This is a genomic window from Pseudomonas sp. TE24901 (assembly GCF_054058375.1).
In genome coordinates this window covers 41,688-54,783 of sequence record NZ_JBSSAF010000016.1, presented here as the reverse complement: position 1 = coordinate 54,783, position 13,096 = coordinate 41,688, and the positions used below count along the sequence as shown (strand labels likewise).

The following is a 13,096-nucleotide window of genomic DNA, read 5'->3' as shown; positions in this document are numbered from 1 at the left end:
CGCTGTCACCCCAACGGCACCAGCCATTGGCCACACGCCTGGGCCAGATGGTCGGTCAACAAGCCCAACAATTGCCCGCCACTGCGCCAATGATGCCAGTACAGCGGCACATCGATGGGCTTATCTGGCAATAACTCCACCAAAACGCCCTTTTCCAGTTGGTCACGCACCTGCAACTCCGGCACCAGGCCCCAGCCCAGGCCGGCCTCTGTCAGGCGGATAAACCCTTCGGACGAAGGACACAAATGGTGTTCGAAACCGCCGTCCACACCGAGGGAAGCCAGGTAGCGATGCTGCAGGAAATCATCCGGGCCGAACACCAGCGCCGGTGTGCGGGCCAACTGATCAGCACGTACGCCGTTTGGAAAATGCCGCGCAATAAAGGCCGGGCTGGCCAACGCCCGATAGCGCATGGCACCGAGCAACAAGCTGCGGGCGCCGGCCACCGGGCGCTCGCTGGCGCAAATACAGGCCGCCACTTCACCGGCACGCATGCGCTTGAGGCCCACGGTCTGGTCTTCCACCACTAGGTCCAGCAACAAGTGCTGCTCGGCGCAAAAGCCACTGACCGCTTCGGCCCACCAAGTGGCGAGGCTGTCGGCATTCAAGGCGATGCGCAGGCGCTCGGGCATGCCTTCTTCGTCCAGCGCCGGCACCTGGCTTTGCAGGTCGCGCTCCAGCAGCCGCACCTGTTGCACATGGTTGAGCAGACGGCGGCCGATGTCGGTGGGCGTCGGCGGCGTAGCGCGCACCAGCACCGGTTGGCCAATACGGGCTTCCAGCAACTTGATGCGCTGGGAGATCGCCGATTGCGACAGCCCCAACACCTGGGCGCCGCGCTCAAAACCGGCTTGTTCCACAATCGCCGCCAGGGCGGAAAGCAATTTATAGTCGAACATCAGTTTCTCTAATGAGCGATCAGCAATATTGGTTTTTCTTATACAGCGTAGCCCGTGAGAATGACCAGCATTGCTTCTCTCTACTTCAAGGAACTTCACATGGCTGGCGAAACCGCCCTGGCAACCCTGCTGCGCAGCATGAGCCCGCAACTCAATGACGGCGACTACGTGTTCTGCACCCTGCCCGACAACCGTATCCCGCCAGGGTGCGAGGTGATCGGCAGTTTTCGCGAAAGCGAAGGCCTGACGGTGATTGTCGAGCGCCAACAAGCAGAAGACGCCGGGCTGGGCTTCGACTACGTCGCCGCCTGGATCACCCTGAATGTGCATTCGGCCCTTGAAGCCGTTGGCCTGACGGCTGCGTTTGCCAGCGCCTTGGGCAAGGCTGGCATCAGTTGCAATGTGATCGCCGGTTTCTACCACGACCACCTGTTTGTCGGCCGGGCCGATGCCGAGCGCGCCATGGCCGTCTTGCGGCAGCTGGCAGCAGACGCGGAGTAACTCGCTATGTGGCAAAGCTATCTGAATGGGCTGCTGGTGGCCCTGGGCCTGATCATGGCCATCGGCACGCAGAACGCGTTTGTGCTGGCGCAAAGCCTGCGTCGTGAACATCACTTGCCCGTGGCGGCGCTGTGCGTGGTGTGCGATGCGTTGCTGGTGGCTGCGGGTGTGTTCGGCCTGGCCACGGTGCTGGCACAGAACCCGTTGTTGCTGGCGGTTGCGCGCTGGGGCGGCGCGGCGTTCCTGTTGTGGTACGGCACCCTGGCGTTACGCCGAGCGTTTTCCAAACAAAGCCTTGAGCAGGGCGAAAACCTCAAGGTGCGCTCATTGCGCGCCGTGTTGCTCAGCGCTTTGGCCGTGACGCTGCTCAACCCCCACGTGTACCTGGACACCGTGCTGCTGATCGGCTCGCTGGGCGCCCAACAAACCGAACCGGGTGCCTACGTGGCCGGTGCGGCCAGCGCGTCGTTCCTGTGGTTTGCCACCCTGGCGCTCGGCGCTGCGTGGCTGGCGCCCTGGTTGGCACGCCCGGCGACCTGGCGTCTGCTCGACTTGCTGGTGGCGGTGATGATGTTCAGCGTGGCCTATCAATTGATCGCCGCGTAGCGAATATTCCAAAACGCTCTGGAACCTCTATCCCACACAGTTGTTGCGTGGTTTTGCCGCACCCCCGGTGCTATGATCCAGCCCCTGCGCCGCAAAGAGTACAAACTCCCCGGCGCTTGTTTGGCCGCCCGTGATCGGCCTTGCGCTCACCGCAACTGACCTGATTAGGAGAATCATCATGGCTTTCGAATTGCCGCCGCTGCCCTACGCACACGATGCCCTGCAGCCGCACATTTCCAAGGAAACCTTGGAATACCACCACGACAAGCACCACAACACCTATGTCGTGAACCTGAACAACCTGGTGCCTGGCACCGAGTTCGAAGGCAAGACCCTGGAAGAGATCGTCAAATCCTCTTCGGGCGGCATCTTCAACAACGCCGCTCAGGTCTGGAACCACACCTTCTACTGGAACTGCCTGGCGCCAAACGCTGGTGGCCAACCTACCGGCGCGCTTGGCGACGCCATCAACGCTGCGTTCGGTTCGTTCGACAAGTTCAAGGAAGAGTTCACCAAGACGTCCGTCGGCACCTTCGGTTCCGGTTGGGGCTGGCTGGTGAAAAAGGCTGACGGTTCCCTGGCCCTGGCCAGCACCATCGGCGCCGGCAACCCGCTGACCAGCGGCGACACCCCGCTGCTGACCTGCGACGTGTGGGAACACGCCTACTACATCGACTACCGCAACGTGCGTCCAAAGTATGTGGAAGCGTTCTGGAACCTGGTCAACTGGAAGTTCGTGGCTGAGCAGTTCGAAGGCAAGACCTTCACTGCCTAAGCAACCCTTGCAGTAGAAAGAGCCCGGCAATTGCCGGGCTTTTTTGTGGGCGTTACTTGGAAACACCGACGAAGAATCATGGAACTCACTAATGAAATATTTCCACTCAAGTCGCGGGAGGAATAACCCTCCCAATCAGATGTGGAGTATGACGATGGACCCTATTTCGATGGTTGTAGGTGCAGTGCCGATGGTAACGGGCCTTCTCGATAAGGGAATGGACTTGGCAAAAGGCGCGTTGGACGTGGCTGGCAAGCTGCTGGACAAAATGCCAGATGCAGAAAAAATTGCAGGTAATACAGAGTCGCAGCCTCAGAACCAGATTACTTTCTGACCCAGGCACGTCTCACTGGAAGGCCGGCCCGTACGGCCTTCTATCCTACAAGCCCTCAACATTGAGGGTCAGTGACCGGCACCCAGACTCTCAGCCCCCCACGCTTACCCAGCCACAATCTCAATTGAGTCTTCCCCCCAATGTTCCTTTGACTGCCATCACGAGATTGCCAATACTCATGGCATATTGAGGCTACCCGCATGGAACAAGGAATGACCCTTTGAAGCTGGAACTCAAAAACAGCTTGTCGGTGAAGTTGCTACGGGTTGTGCTGCTGTCGGCATTGATCGTGGGCGTGGCGCTGAGTGCGGCGCAGATCGTTTTCGATGCCTACAAGACGCGCCAGGCCGTGGCCGGCGATGCCCAGCGCATCCTCGACATGTTTCGCGACCCCTCGACCCAGGCCGTCTACAGCCTGGACCGCGAAATGGGCATGCAAGTGATTGAGGGCCTGTTCCAGGACGATGCCGTGCGCATGGCCTCCATCGGCCATCCCAACGAAACCATGCTTGCGGAAAAAAGCCGCGCGCTGCAGCAGTCCCCGAGTCGCTGGCTGACCGACCTGATCCTTGGCCAGGAACGCACCTTCACCACCTCACTGGTCGGCAAAGGCCCGTATAGCGAGTATTACGGCGACCTGAGCATCACCCTCGACACCGCCACCTACGGCAAGGGCTTTCTGGTCAGTTCGGTGATCATCTTCATTTCCGGCGTGCTGCGCGCCCTGGCCATGGGCCTGGTGCTGTACCTGGTCTATCACTGGCTGCTGACCAAGCCGTTGTCGCGGATCATCGAACACCTGACTTCGATCAACCCGGACCGGCCCAGCGAACACAAGATCCCTTCACTCAAGGGTCACGAACGCAACGAGCTGGGCCTGTGGATCAATACCGCCAACCAGTTGCTAGAGTCCATCGAGCGCAACACCCATTTGCGCCATGAAGCCGAAAGCAGCCTGCTGCGCATGGCCCAGTACGACTTTCTCACCGGTTTGCCGAACCGCCAGAAACTGCAGGAGCAACTGGACAAGATCCTGATCGACGCCGGCCGTCGTCAGCGCCGCGTGGCGGTGTTGTGCGTGGGCCTGGATGACTTCAAAAGCGTCAACGAACAGTTCACCTACCAGGCCGGTGACAAATTGCTGCTGGCCCTGGCCGATCGCCTGCGCGCCCACAGCGGCCGCCTGGGTGCCCTCGCCCGCTTGGGCGGTGACCAATTTGCGCTGGTGCAGGCCGATATCGACCAGCCCTACGAAGCCGCCGAACTGGCGCAAAGCATCCTGGATGACCTGGAAGCCGAGTTTGCCCTGGAGCATGAGCAGATTCGCCTGCGTGCCACTATCGGCATCACCTTGTTCCCGGAAGACGGCGACAGCACCGAGAAGCTGCTGCAAAAAGCCGAACAGACCATGACCCTGGCCAAGAGCCGCTCGCGCAACCGCTATCAGTTTTATATCGCCAGCGTCGACAGCGAAATGCGCCGGCGCCGCGAGCTGGAAAAAGACCTGCGCGAGGCCCTGAACCGCGAGCAGTTCCACCTGGTGTACCAGCCGCAGATCAGCTACCGCGACCATCGCGTGGTGGGTGTGGAAGCGTTGATTCGCTGGCAGCACCCGGAGCACGGCCTGGTGCCGCCGGACCTGTTCATCCCGCTGGCAGAACAGAACGGCACCATCATTCCGATCGGCGAATGGGTGTTGGACCAGGCCTGCCGACAACTGCGTGAATGGCATGACCTGGGCTTCACCGACCTGCGCATGGCGGTCAACCTGTCCACGGTGCAACTGCACCACACCGAGCTGCCGCGGGTGGTCAACAACCTGATGCAGATCTACCGCCTGCCGCCGCGCAGCCTGGAACTGGAAGTCACCGAGACCGGCCTGATGGAAGACATCAGCACCGCCGCCCAGCACCTGCTGAGCCTGCGTCGTTCCGGGGCGCTGATCGCCATCGATGACTTCGGCACCGGCTATTCGTCGTTGAGTTACCTCAAGAGCCTGCCGCTGGACAAGATCAAGATCGACAAGAGCTTCGTCCAGGACCTGCTCGATGACGACGACGATGCGACCATCGTGCGCGCCATCATCCAACTGGGCAAAAGCCTGGGCATGCAGGTGATCGCCGAAGGGGTTGAAACGGCCGAACAAGAGGCCTACATCATCTCCGAGGGCTGTCATGAAGGTCAGGGCTATCACTACAGCAAACCGCTGCCGGCCCGGGAGTTGGCGGCCTTCCTGAAGCAGTCCGAGCGCAACAACGCGGCGATTCTCTGAAGCGGCAAAACGATACTAAATATTTCCCTCGTATAAACCTTTACACAAAATGCAAATCTTTCGCATTATGTCGCAGTTTTTTGCGCTCCCCCGCGCGCCCTATCAACAACCGAAGCAGGATGTTCGCCATGATTCGTATGCCCCTGGCCACCGCCAGTCTGCTGGCCATTGCCATTTCTCTCGCCGGTTGCGGCGAAGGTAAAGACAAGGCCACCGCAAACCAGGCGCCGACCCCGGCTGCCAGCACTACCGCTCCAGCGGCTGCCACCCCAGCAGGCCAGGTCGACGAAACGGCCGCCAAAGCCGTGGTCGCGCATTACGCTGACATGGTGTTCGCGGTGTACAGCGACGCCGAGTCCACTGCGAAAACCCTGCAAACCGCCATCGACACCTTCCTCGCCAACCCGAACGACGAAACCCTCAAAGCAGCCCGTACCGCCTGGATCGCCGCGCGCGTGCCGTACCTGCAGAGCGAAGTGTTCCGCTTCGGCAATACCATCATCGACGACTGGGAAGGCCAGGTGAACGCCTGGCCCCTGGACGAAGGCCTGATCGACTACGTCGACAAATCCTACGAGCACGCCCTGGGTAACCCAGGCGCCAACGCCAACATCATCGCCAACACCGAGATCCAGGTTGGCGAAGACAAGGTCGACGTCAAGGAGATCACCCCGGAAAAACTCGCCAGCCTCAATGAGCTGGGCGGTTCCGAAGCCAACGTTGCCACCGGCTACCACGCCATCGAATTCCTGCTCTGGGGCCAGGACCTCAACGGCACCGGCCCTGGCGCGGGCAACCGCCCTGCCTCCGACTACCTGACCGGCGACGGCGCCACGGGCGGCAACAACGAGCGTCGCCGCACTTACCTGCGCGCCGTGACCCAACTGCTGGTCAGCGACCTGGAAGAAATGGTCGGCAACTGGAAACCCAACGTCGAAGACAACTACCGCGCCACCCTGGAGGCAGAACCTGCCACCGACGGCCTGCGCAAAATGCTGTTCGGCATGGGCAGCCTGTCCCTGGGCGAACTGGCCGGTGAGCGCATGAAGGTTTCCCTGGAAGCCAACTCGCCAGAAGACGAGCAGGACTGCTTCAGCGACAACACCCACAACTCGCACTTCTACGACGCCAAGGGCATCCGCAACGTCTACCTGGGCGAGTACACCCGCGTCGACGGCACCAAGCTGACCGGCGCCAGCCTGTCGTCCCTGGTGGCCAAGGCCGACCCGGCCGCCGACAGCGCGCTCAAGGCCGACCTGGCGTCGACCGAAGCGAAGATCCAGGTCATGGTTGACCACGCCAACAAAGGCGAGCACTACGACCAGTTGATCGCTGCCGGTAACGACCAGGGCAACCAAATCGTGCGCGACGCCATCGCCGCACTGGTCAAGCAGACTGGTTCGATCGAAGCCGCCGCCGGCAAGCTGGGCATCAGCGACCTGAACCCGGATAACGCTGATCACGAGTTCTGATCCGCGCCGCGTTGAGAGAGGCGACCTGCGGGTCGCCTTTTTTATGTCTGTGGTTCTGCGATCAATCAAATACCGCAAAACCCATGTGGGAGCGGGCTTGCTCGCGAATGCGGTAGGTCAGCCAAATATCCAGTGACTGACACACCGCATTCGCGAGCAAGCCCGCTCCCACATTTGCTCCGTATCGCCTGAAGGGGCCGGTTTACTTACCCTGCACCCCGGGTAGAATGGCGCCTCTGCCCAATCACCCGAGCTCACTTCATGGCGTTGCCGACCCTACGCATCATCGGTTTCATCATCGGCATCTTCCTGATCACCCTTGCGATCGCCATGGTCGTCCCGATGGCCACCCTGGTGATCTTCGAACGTACCCAAGACCTGCCCTCGTTCCTGTGGGCCAGCATGATCACCTTTATCGCCGGCCTGGCCCTGGTCATTCCCGGCCGTCCCGAGCACGTGCACCTGCGCCCCCGGGACATGTACCTGCTCACAGTGACAAGCTGGGTGGTGGTGTGCGTGTTTGCCGCCTTGCCGTTCCTGCTGACCCAGCACATCAGCTACACCGACTCGTTTTTTGAAAGCATGTCCGGCATCACCGCCACCGGTTCCACGGTGCTGAGCGGGCTGGACAGCATGTCCCCGGGCATCTTGATGTGGCGCTCGTTGCTGCACTGGCTCGGCGGCATCGGCTTTATCGGCATGGCGGTGGCGATCCTGCCGCTGCTGCGCATCGGTGGCATGCGCCTGTTCCAGACCGAGTCTTCGGACCGTTCAGAGAAGGTCATGCCCCGTTCACATATGGTGGCGCGCCTGATCGTGGCGACTTACGTGGGCATCACGATCCTCGGCAGCCTGGCGTTCTGGTGGGCCGGGATGGGCCTGTTCGATGCGATCAACCACGCGATGTCAGCCATTTCCACCGGGGGTTTCTCCACCTCCGATGAATCCCTGGCCCACTGGAAACAACCCGCCGTGCACTGGGTGGCGGTGGTGGTGATGATCCTCGGCAGCCTGCCGTTCACCCTGTATGTGGCCACGTTGCGCGGCAACCGTCGGGCACTGATCAAGGATCAGCAAGTACAAGGCTTGCTCGGCCTGTTGATCGTGACCTGGCTGGTGCTGGGCACCTGGTACTGGTGGACCACCAACTTGCACTGGCTGGACGCGCTGCGGCATGTGGCGGTGAACGTCACGTCCGTGGTCACCACGACCGGCTTTGCACTGGGGGATTACAGCATCTGGGGCAACTTCTCACTGATGCTGTTCTTCTACCTGGGCTTTGTCGGCGGCTGCTCCGGCTCTACGGCGGGCGGCATCAAGATCTTCCGGTTCCAGGTCGCCTATATCCTGCTCAAGGCCAACTTGAACCAGCTGATTCACCCGCGCGCGGTGATCAAGCAGAAGTACAACGGCCACCGCCTCGATGAAGAAATCGTACGCTCGATCCTGACCTTTTCGTTCTTCTTCGCCATCACCATCTGCGCGATTGCCCTGGCCTTGTCGCTGCTGGGGCTGGATTGGATGACCGCGTTGACCGGCGCCGCCAGCACCGTGTCCGGCGTGGGCCCGGGCCTGGGCGAGACCATCGGCCCGGCCGGCAACTTCGCCAGCCTGCCAGATGCAGCCAAGTGGATCCTGTCGTTCGGCATGCTGCTGGGACGGCTGGAGATCATTACAGTCTTTGTTCTGTGCATTCCGGCGTTCTGGCGTCACTGATCGTCGAGGCTTCCAGCAACCGCGCCCGGTATTCGCCGGGCGTGGCGTCGAACCAGCGGCGAAACGCGCGGAAGAAATTGCTCGGGTCGGCAAACCCCAACAGGTAGGCGATTTCCAGCAGGGTCATGCTCGGCTGTGCCAGGTACTGCTCGGCCAGTTCGCGGCGGGTGTCATCGAGCAGCGACTGGAAACTGGTGCCCTCCTCCTGCAAACGCCGCTGCAACGTGCGCTGGGACAGGTGCAGGGTCTGGGCGACCACCTCACGCTTGGGCTCGCCCTGAGGCAGCAGGCGGCACAGCACCTGCCGCGCCTTGTGGGTCACGCGGCTTTCCGAAAAACGCGCCAGGTATTCACCGGCAAACCGATCATGCAGCAGCGCCATGGCCTCGTTGGCCGTGGGCAGCGGCGCGTCCATGTCGGCCCGCTCGAAAATCAGCGCGTCATAGGGCGCGTTGAATTCCAGGGGCGCGTGGAAAGCTTGTTTGTAGGGCGCCAGGTCCACCGGTTGATCGCCTTGCAACAGCACCTTGCGCGGCTGCAGGGTACGCCCGGTCAACCAGCCGCACAGCGCCAGGGCACTGGCCAGCGAAGCCTCGGCGCTTTGCCGGGTGGGGGGCAAGTGATCGCCATGCACCGTCAGAATCAACGCATAGCCTTCGGGCAAGAGTCGGAAACTCAGGTCGGCGCTTTCGGCGATGATCCGCTGGTAGCGCACCAGGCGCATAAAACCTTCGGCCAGCGTGTTGCTGGACATCAGCGCATAACCGGCCACATGAAACGATGCCGGACGCACCACCTTGCCCATGTTCAGGCCGATCGCCGGGTTGCCCGACAGCTCGACCGCCCGTTGCCAGAGTCGGGTCATGGAGTCTTGTGGAAAACGCGCGTCAGGGTCACTGAGGGCGGCATAGTCCAGGCCCAGTTGCTTGAACAAGGCCCGGCAGTCCAAGCCGTCCATTTCCAACGCCTTGACTATCCCCATCGCCCAGCTTGCAGAAGTTGTTCGTTCGCTCATGGCGTCTTCTTAAAAAAGCAGGCTTAAAACGGCAGCCAGGAAGCCAAGGATACTAAAGTGGCATCTATTGTCACTGGCTGTTACCACTGATCACTCTAGACTCAAATAAGCTCCCCGCCGAACATCTGTTGGGCACCACAATAACGAGAGGGCCGGCTACCGTGGAAAATGTCAGACAATTCAACAGCTTCGCCGAGTTCTACCCGTATTACCTGAGCGAACATGGCAACAGCACCTGCCGGCGCCTGCACTTTATCGGCACCACGCTGGTGATTGGCATCCTGGCCTACGCCATCGGCAGAGGTTCGTTGGGCCTGTTGCTGGCTTTGCCGATAGCCGGTTACAGCTTTGCCTGGGTCGGCCATTTCTTCTTCGAAAAAAACCGCCCGGCGACCTTCCAGCACCCGTTCTACAGCCTGCTGGGGGATTTTGTGATGTACCGCGACATGATCCTGGGCAAGGTGCCGTTCTAGCCCCACGACCGTTTTAACCGTGAAAGTTCGTACATCCGGCGAGATAAAAATCTTTTTGTCATTTTAGGTGCTGTATCCTGCCAAGGCTTTTTGAGAGCGCGGAATCACCTGCGATTGATAAAACAGACCTTGCGAGGAGCGACGACGATGCACGAGATACCTAATCTCCCCTTCCCAAGCCTGCACCCAACCGAGCAGCCAACACCGCAGCAGGCCAGCAACAAGCAGCCTGAGGCCAAAGAAGCAAAACCAGTCGACAGCAAACGCCAGGACTGACGCCGTAACAGACCGTGTGGAAAGCGCAACATTGAGCGCTTTCCACACTGCCTGAAGACTTTGGATACCGCGATGACCGACACCCTTCCCGACGCCGCCGTACTCGACGCTGCCCTGCAGATGGTTGAAGTATGGAACCGTCTGAGCGCCGACAAACAGGCCCTGCTGCTCAAGCGCTTCGGCACCCAGGAAAACGCCTTGGCCGCCCTGGTGACCACCCAACTGTTGGCCCCTGCCCAGCCTTGACGTCTTTTTGAGCTGACGTTTTTTGCTTTTGCCACCCTGCGCAGGCCAAAGCACCGGTATCATTAGCAGCCTATCTTTACCTGCTGCGACAGTGGACCTTTCCCATGCCAGATACCCAGCGCCCCATGGCGGTCACGCTGCAAGTCGTTTCCATCGTGTTGTTTACCTTTATCGGCTACCTGAACATCGGCATTCCCCTCGCCGTCTTGCCGGGCTATGTGCACAGCGAACTGGGCTATGGCGCGGTGATCGCCGGCCTGGTGATCAGCGTGCAATACCTGGCCACCCTGCTAAGCCGCCCGTATGCGGGAAAAATCATCGACAACCTGGGCAGCAAGCGCGCGGTGCTGATCGGCTTGGCCGGTTGCGGCCTGAGCGGTATGTTCATGTTGTTTGCGGCGTTCTTTTCCAGCTTGCCGGCCTTGAGCCTCGGCAGCCTGTTGATCGGCCGCCTGGTGCTGGGCAGCGCCGAAAGCCTGGTAGGTTCCGGCGCCATCGGGTGGGGCATTGGCCGCGTCGGTGCGGCGAATACCGCCAAGGTCATCTCCTGGAACGGCATCGCCAGCTACGGGGCGCTGGCCGTCGGCGCACCGCTGGGCGTGGTGCTGGTCAGGCACTTCGGGCTGTGGAGCATGGGCGTCAGCATTATCCTGCTGGCGCTCATCGGCCTGTTGCTGGCCTGGAACAAAGTTGCCGCGCCCATCGTTGCCGGCGTGCGCCTGCCGTTCATGAACGTGCTGGGTCGGGTACTGCCCCACGGCTGCGCCTTGGCCCTGGGCTCGATCGGCTTCGGCACCATCGCCACCTTCATCACCCTGTACTACACCACCCAGCATTGGGATAACGCGGTGTGGGCCTTGAGCCTGTTCGGCGCCAGTTTTATCGGCGCGCGCCTGCTGTTCGGCAACTTGATCAACCGGATCGGCGGTTTTCGCGTGGCAATCGCCTGCCTGTCGGTGGAGGTCCTCGGCCTGCTGTTGCTGTGGCTGGCGCCGGACGCCAACCTGGCCCTGGCCGGTGCGGCGTTGAGCGGGTTCGGCTTTTCCCTGGTGTTTCCGTCCCTGGGCGTGGAGGCGGTCAACCTGGTGCCCGCGTCCAGCCGGGGTTCGGCCGTGGGGGCCTATTCGTTGTTTATCGACTTGTCCCTGGGCATCACCGGCCCGCTGGCAGGCGCTGTGGCGGCAGGTTTTGGCTTTGCATCGATCTTCCTGTTCGCCGCCCTGGCCGCCTGCGGTGGGTTGGTGCTCAGCGTGTACCTGTACCGCCAGGCCCCCAAAGCCCGCGAGGCGCGCGACGCCTAGAAGTCGACCTTGCCGCGCCCGGCCTTGATCGTGCCGCGCTTGGTCTTGGATTCCAGGCGACGTTTTTTCGAGCCCAGGGTCGGCTTGGTCGGGCGGCGCTTCTTTTCCACCTTGGTGGCGCTGAGGATCAGTTCCACCAAACGCTCCAATGCATCCGCGCGGTTCTGCTCCTGGGTCCGGTATTGCTGGGCCTTGAGCACCAGCACCCCTTCGCTGGTGATCCGACTGTCACGCAGCGCCAGCAAACGCTCCTTGTAGAACGCCGGCAGCGACGAGGCCGGAATATCAAAGCGCAGGTGCACCGCGCTCGACACCTTGTTGACGTTCTGCCCACCGGCGCCCTGGGCGCGAATGGCGGTCAGCTCGATCTCGGCGTCGGGCAGGTGCACATTATTGGAAATCACCAGCATCAATTAAAAACCTTAGGCAACGGACAAGCCCAACTCGGACAACAACATCGACGCCTGGGCTTTGGAAATCACGGCGCCTTTGAACAGTTTGGCATCATTGAGGCGAAACCCGCTCAAATCCGCGCCCCGCAAGTCCGCGCCGGCGAAATTGGCGCCGTTGATGCGCGCATGGGCCAGGCTGCAGTCGATCAGTTCAGCCTTGCGAAAATCTGCGTCCGACAAGTCGCTGTCAGAAAAATCCAGGTTATTGAGCACCGTGCGCGCAAACGACAAACCAGATAAAAACGCGCTGTTGAGCAAACTCTCACTGAAGCTCAGGCCCAATGAAGCGCAATGGGTGAAGTTGGCGCCGGTCAGCTTGCACTGATCAAATTGGGCCTGGGACAGTTTGCTGCGTTGCCAGCGGGTGTTGTTCAGGTCGCAACTGTGGAACTGTGCTTCCAACAGATTCGCCGCTTCAAAGACCGCCTGGCCGGCGCGACAGCTTTTCCACTGCGTACCTTCCAGGCGCGAGCCGAGGAACGAGGCCTGGGCCAGGATGCAGCGTTCGAATATCCAGTGGTCCAATGCCATGCGCGACAGGTCGGCCCCACTCAGGTCGACACCCACCAGGCGCAAAGGCCCGCCGTGTTGGTCGATCAGGTCTTCCAGCTCGTCGCGCTGCAGGGTGCCGCCGTCGATATCGGTGTGGTGCATGGGGCCTCCGGGCGCGGAACAGGTGAAAACGAGGCGGGAGTCTAACCCGTGAGCGCCCACAAAAAACCCGGCAATATGCCGGGTTTTCTGTTTGCGCAAGGCGG

At 61.2% G+C, this 13,096-nt stretch carries 14 protein-coding genes; 10 read left to right on the top strand and 4 right to left on the bottom strand.

Translation table 11 applies throughout. From position 1 onward, the window contains the following. Positions 1–5: 5 nt before the first annotated feature. Positions 6–899, bottom strand: a complete 894-nt coding sequence (locus ACVWVP_RS26200) for a LysR family transcriptional regulator ArgP (protein ID WP_178925085.1) — start codon at positions 897–899, stop codon at positions 6–8. Positions 900–998: 99 nt separating this feature from the next. Here ACVWVP_RS26200 and ACVWVP_RS26195 point away from each other — a divergent pair, with 99 nt between their 5' ends. From ACVWVP_RS26195 to ACVWVP_RS26165, 7 genes are all read left to right on the top strand, one after another. After that, positions 999–1,400, top strand: coding sequence for an ACT domain-containing protein (locus ACVWVP_RS26195; protein WP_178925083.1), 402 nt, complete (start codon positions 999–1,001; stop codon positions 1,398–1,400). Between the two features lie 6 nt (positions 1,401–1,406). Next, on the top strand, positions 1,407–2,006 hold the full coding sequence (locus tag ACVWVP_RS26190; RefSeq protein ID WP_178925081.1) for a LysE/ArgO family amino acid transporter: 600 nt from the start codon (positions 1,407–1,409) through the stop codon (positions 2,004–2,006). A 178-nt stretch (positions 2,007–2,184) separates the two neighbouring features. Further along, positions 2,185–2,781: a superoxide dismutase gene (locus ACVWVP_RS26185; RefSeq protein ID WP_094950838.1), complete on the top strand. Its 597-nt coding sequence runs from the start codon at positions 2,185–2,187 to the stop codon at positions 2,779–2,781. A gap of 154 nt (positions 2,782–2,935) precedes the next feature. Further along, entirely contained in the window at positions 2,936–3,115 is a 180-nt protein-coding gene (locus ACVWVP_RS26180; RefSeq protein ID WP_178925079.1) for a hypothetical protein, read from the top strand. Positions 3,116–3,335: 220 nt separating this feature from the next. After that, on the top strand, positions 3,336–5,387 hold the full coding sequence (locus tag ACVWVP_RS26175; RefSeq protein WP_259173164.1) for a putative bifunctional diguanylate cyclase/phosphodiesterase: 2,052 nt from the start codon (positions 3,336–3,338) through the stop codon (positions 5,385–5,387). Between the two features lie 128 nt (positions 5,388–5,515). Next, positions 5,516–6,859 carry an imelysin family protein gene (locus tag ACVWVP_RS26170; RefSeq protein ID WP_259173165.1) on the top strand — a complete coding sequence of 448 codons (1,344 nt, stop codon included), beginning with the start codon at positions 5,516–5,518 and terminating at the stop codon, positions 6,857–6,859. A 261-nt stretch (positions 6,860–7,120) separates the two neighbouring features. Then, positions 7,121–8,575: a TrkH family potassium uptake protein gene (locus ACVWVP_RS26165; protein ID WP_259173166.1), complete on the top strand. Its 1,455-nt coding sequence runs from the start codon at positions 7,121–7,123 to the stop codon at positions 8,573–8,575. Here the strand turns inward: ACVWVP_RS26165 and ACVWVP_RS26160 are convergent. Further along, entirely contained in the window at positions 8,532–9,590 is a 1,059-nt protein-coding gene (locus ACVWVP_RS26160) for an AraC family transcriptional regulator (protein WP_178925297.1), read from the bottom strand. The two genes, ACVWVP_RS26165 and ACVWVP_RS26160, sit on opposite strands and share 44 nt — an antisense overlap. Before the next feature lie 161 nt (positions 9,591–9,751). Here ACVWVP_RS26160 and ACVWVP_RS26155 point away from each other — a divergent pair, with 161 nt between their 5' ends. From ACVWVP_RS26155 to ACVWVP_RS26145, 3 genes are all read left to right on the top strand, one after another. After that, the gene (locus ACVWVP_RS26155; RefSeq protein ID WP_178925299.1) at positions 9,752–10,063 is read left to right on the top strand and encodes a DUF962 domain-containing protein; all 312 of its coding nucleotides are present in this window, start codon (positions 9,752–9,754) and stop codon (positions 10,061–10,063) included. Positions 10,064–10,411: 348 nt separating this feature from the next. Further along, complete coding sequence (locus ACVWVP_RS26150) at positions 10,412–10,585, top strand: hypothetical protein (RefSeq protein WP_178925301.1); 174 nt, start codon at positions 10,412–10,414, stop codon at positions 10,583–10,585. A 104-nt stretch (positions 10,586–10,689) separates the two neighbouring features. Next, positions 10,690–11,886 (top strand): MFS transporter, encoded by a 1,197-nt coding sequence (locus ACVWVP_RS26145; RefSeq protein WP_457408838.1) that lies wholly within the window; start codon positions 10,690–10,692, stop codon positions 11,884–11,886. On the opposite strand, the gene arfB is transcribed toward ACVWVP_RS26145, so the two are convergent. Both arfB and ACVWVP_RS26135 read right to left on the bottom strand, forming a co-directional pair. Continuing rightward, a complete protein-coding gene (gene arfB, locus ACVWVP_RS26140; protein WP_176994266.1) occupies positions 11,883–12,296 on the bottom strand; it encodes an alternative ribosome rescue aminoacyl-tRNA hydrolase ArfB in 414 nt (137 codons plus the stop codon). The two genes, ACVWVP_RS26145 and arfB, sit on opposite strands and share 4 nt — an antisense overlap. Positions 12,297–12,308: 12 nt before the next feature. Further along, the gene (locus ACVWVP_RS26135; protein ID WP_178925304.1) at positions 12,309–12,992 is read right to left on the bottom strand and encodes a pentapeptide repeat-containing protein; all 684 of its coding nucleotides are present in this window, start codon (positions 12,990–12,992) and stop codon (positions 12,309–12,311) included. Between the last annotated feature and the right edge of the window lie 104 nt (positions 12,993–13,096).

Bases quoted from the DNA above. Each gene is read 5' to 3' on its own strand.
- ACVWVP_RS26180 (WP_178925079.1), top strand. From the start codon at position 2,936: ATGGACCCTATTTCGATGGTTGTAGGTGCAGTGCCGATGGTAACGGGC.
- ACVWVP_RS26190 (WP_178925081.1), top strand. From the start codon at position 1,407: ATGTGGCAAAGCTATCTGAATGGGCTGCTGGTGGCCCTGGGCCTGATC.
- ACVWVP_RS26185 (WP_094950838.1), top strand. From the start codon at position 2,185: ATGGCTTTCGAATTGCCGCCGCTGCCCTACGCACACGATGCCCTGCAG.
- ACVWVP_RS26135 (WP_178925304.1), bottom strand. From the start codon at position 12,992: ATGCACCACACCGATATCGACGGCGGCACCCTGCAGCGCGACGAGCTG.
- ACVWVP_RS26150 (WP_178925301.1), top strand. From the start codon at position 10,412: ATGACCGACACCCTTCCCGACGCCGCCGTACTCGACGCTGCCCTGCAG.
- ACVWVP_RS26195 (WP_178925083.1), top strand. From the start codon at position 999: ATGGCTGGCGAAACCGCCCTGGCAACCCTGCTGCGCAGCATGAGCCCG.
- ACVWVP_RS26160 (WP_178925297.1), bottom strand. From the start codon at position 9,590: ATGAGCGAACGAACAACTTCTGCAAGCTGGGCGATGGGGATAGTCAAG.
- ACVWVP_RS26200 (WP_178925085.1), bottom strand. From the start codon at position 899: ATGTTCGACTATAAATTGCTTTCCGCCCTGGCGGCGATTGTGGAACAA.
- ACVWVP_RS26170 (WP_259173165.1), top strand. From the start codon at position 5,516: ATGATTCGTATGCCCCTGGCCACCGCCAGTCTGCTGGCCATTGCCATT.
- arfB (WP_176994266.1), bottom strand. From the start codon at position 12,296: ATGCTGGTGATTTCCAATAATGTGCACCTGCCCGACGCCGAGATCGAG.
- ACVWVP_RS26145 (WP_457408838.1), top strand. From the start codon at position 10,690: ATGCCAGATACCCAGCGCCCCATGGCGGTCACGCTGCAAGTCGTTTCC.
- ACVWVP_RS26165 (WP_259173166.1), top strand. From the start codon at position 7,121: ATGGCGTTGCCGACCCTACGCATCATCGGTTTCATCATCGGCATCTTC.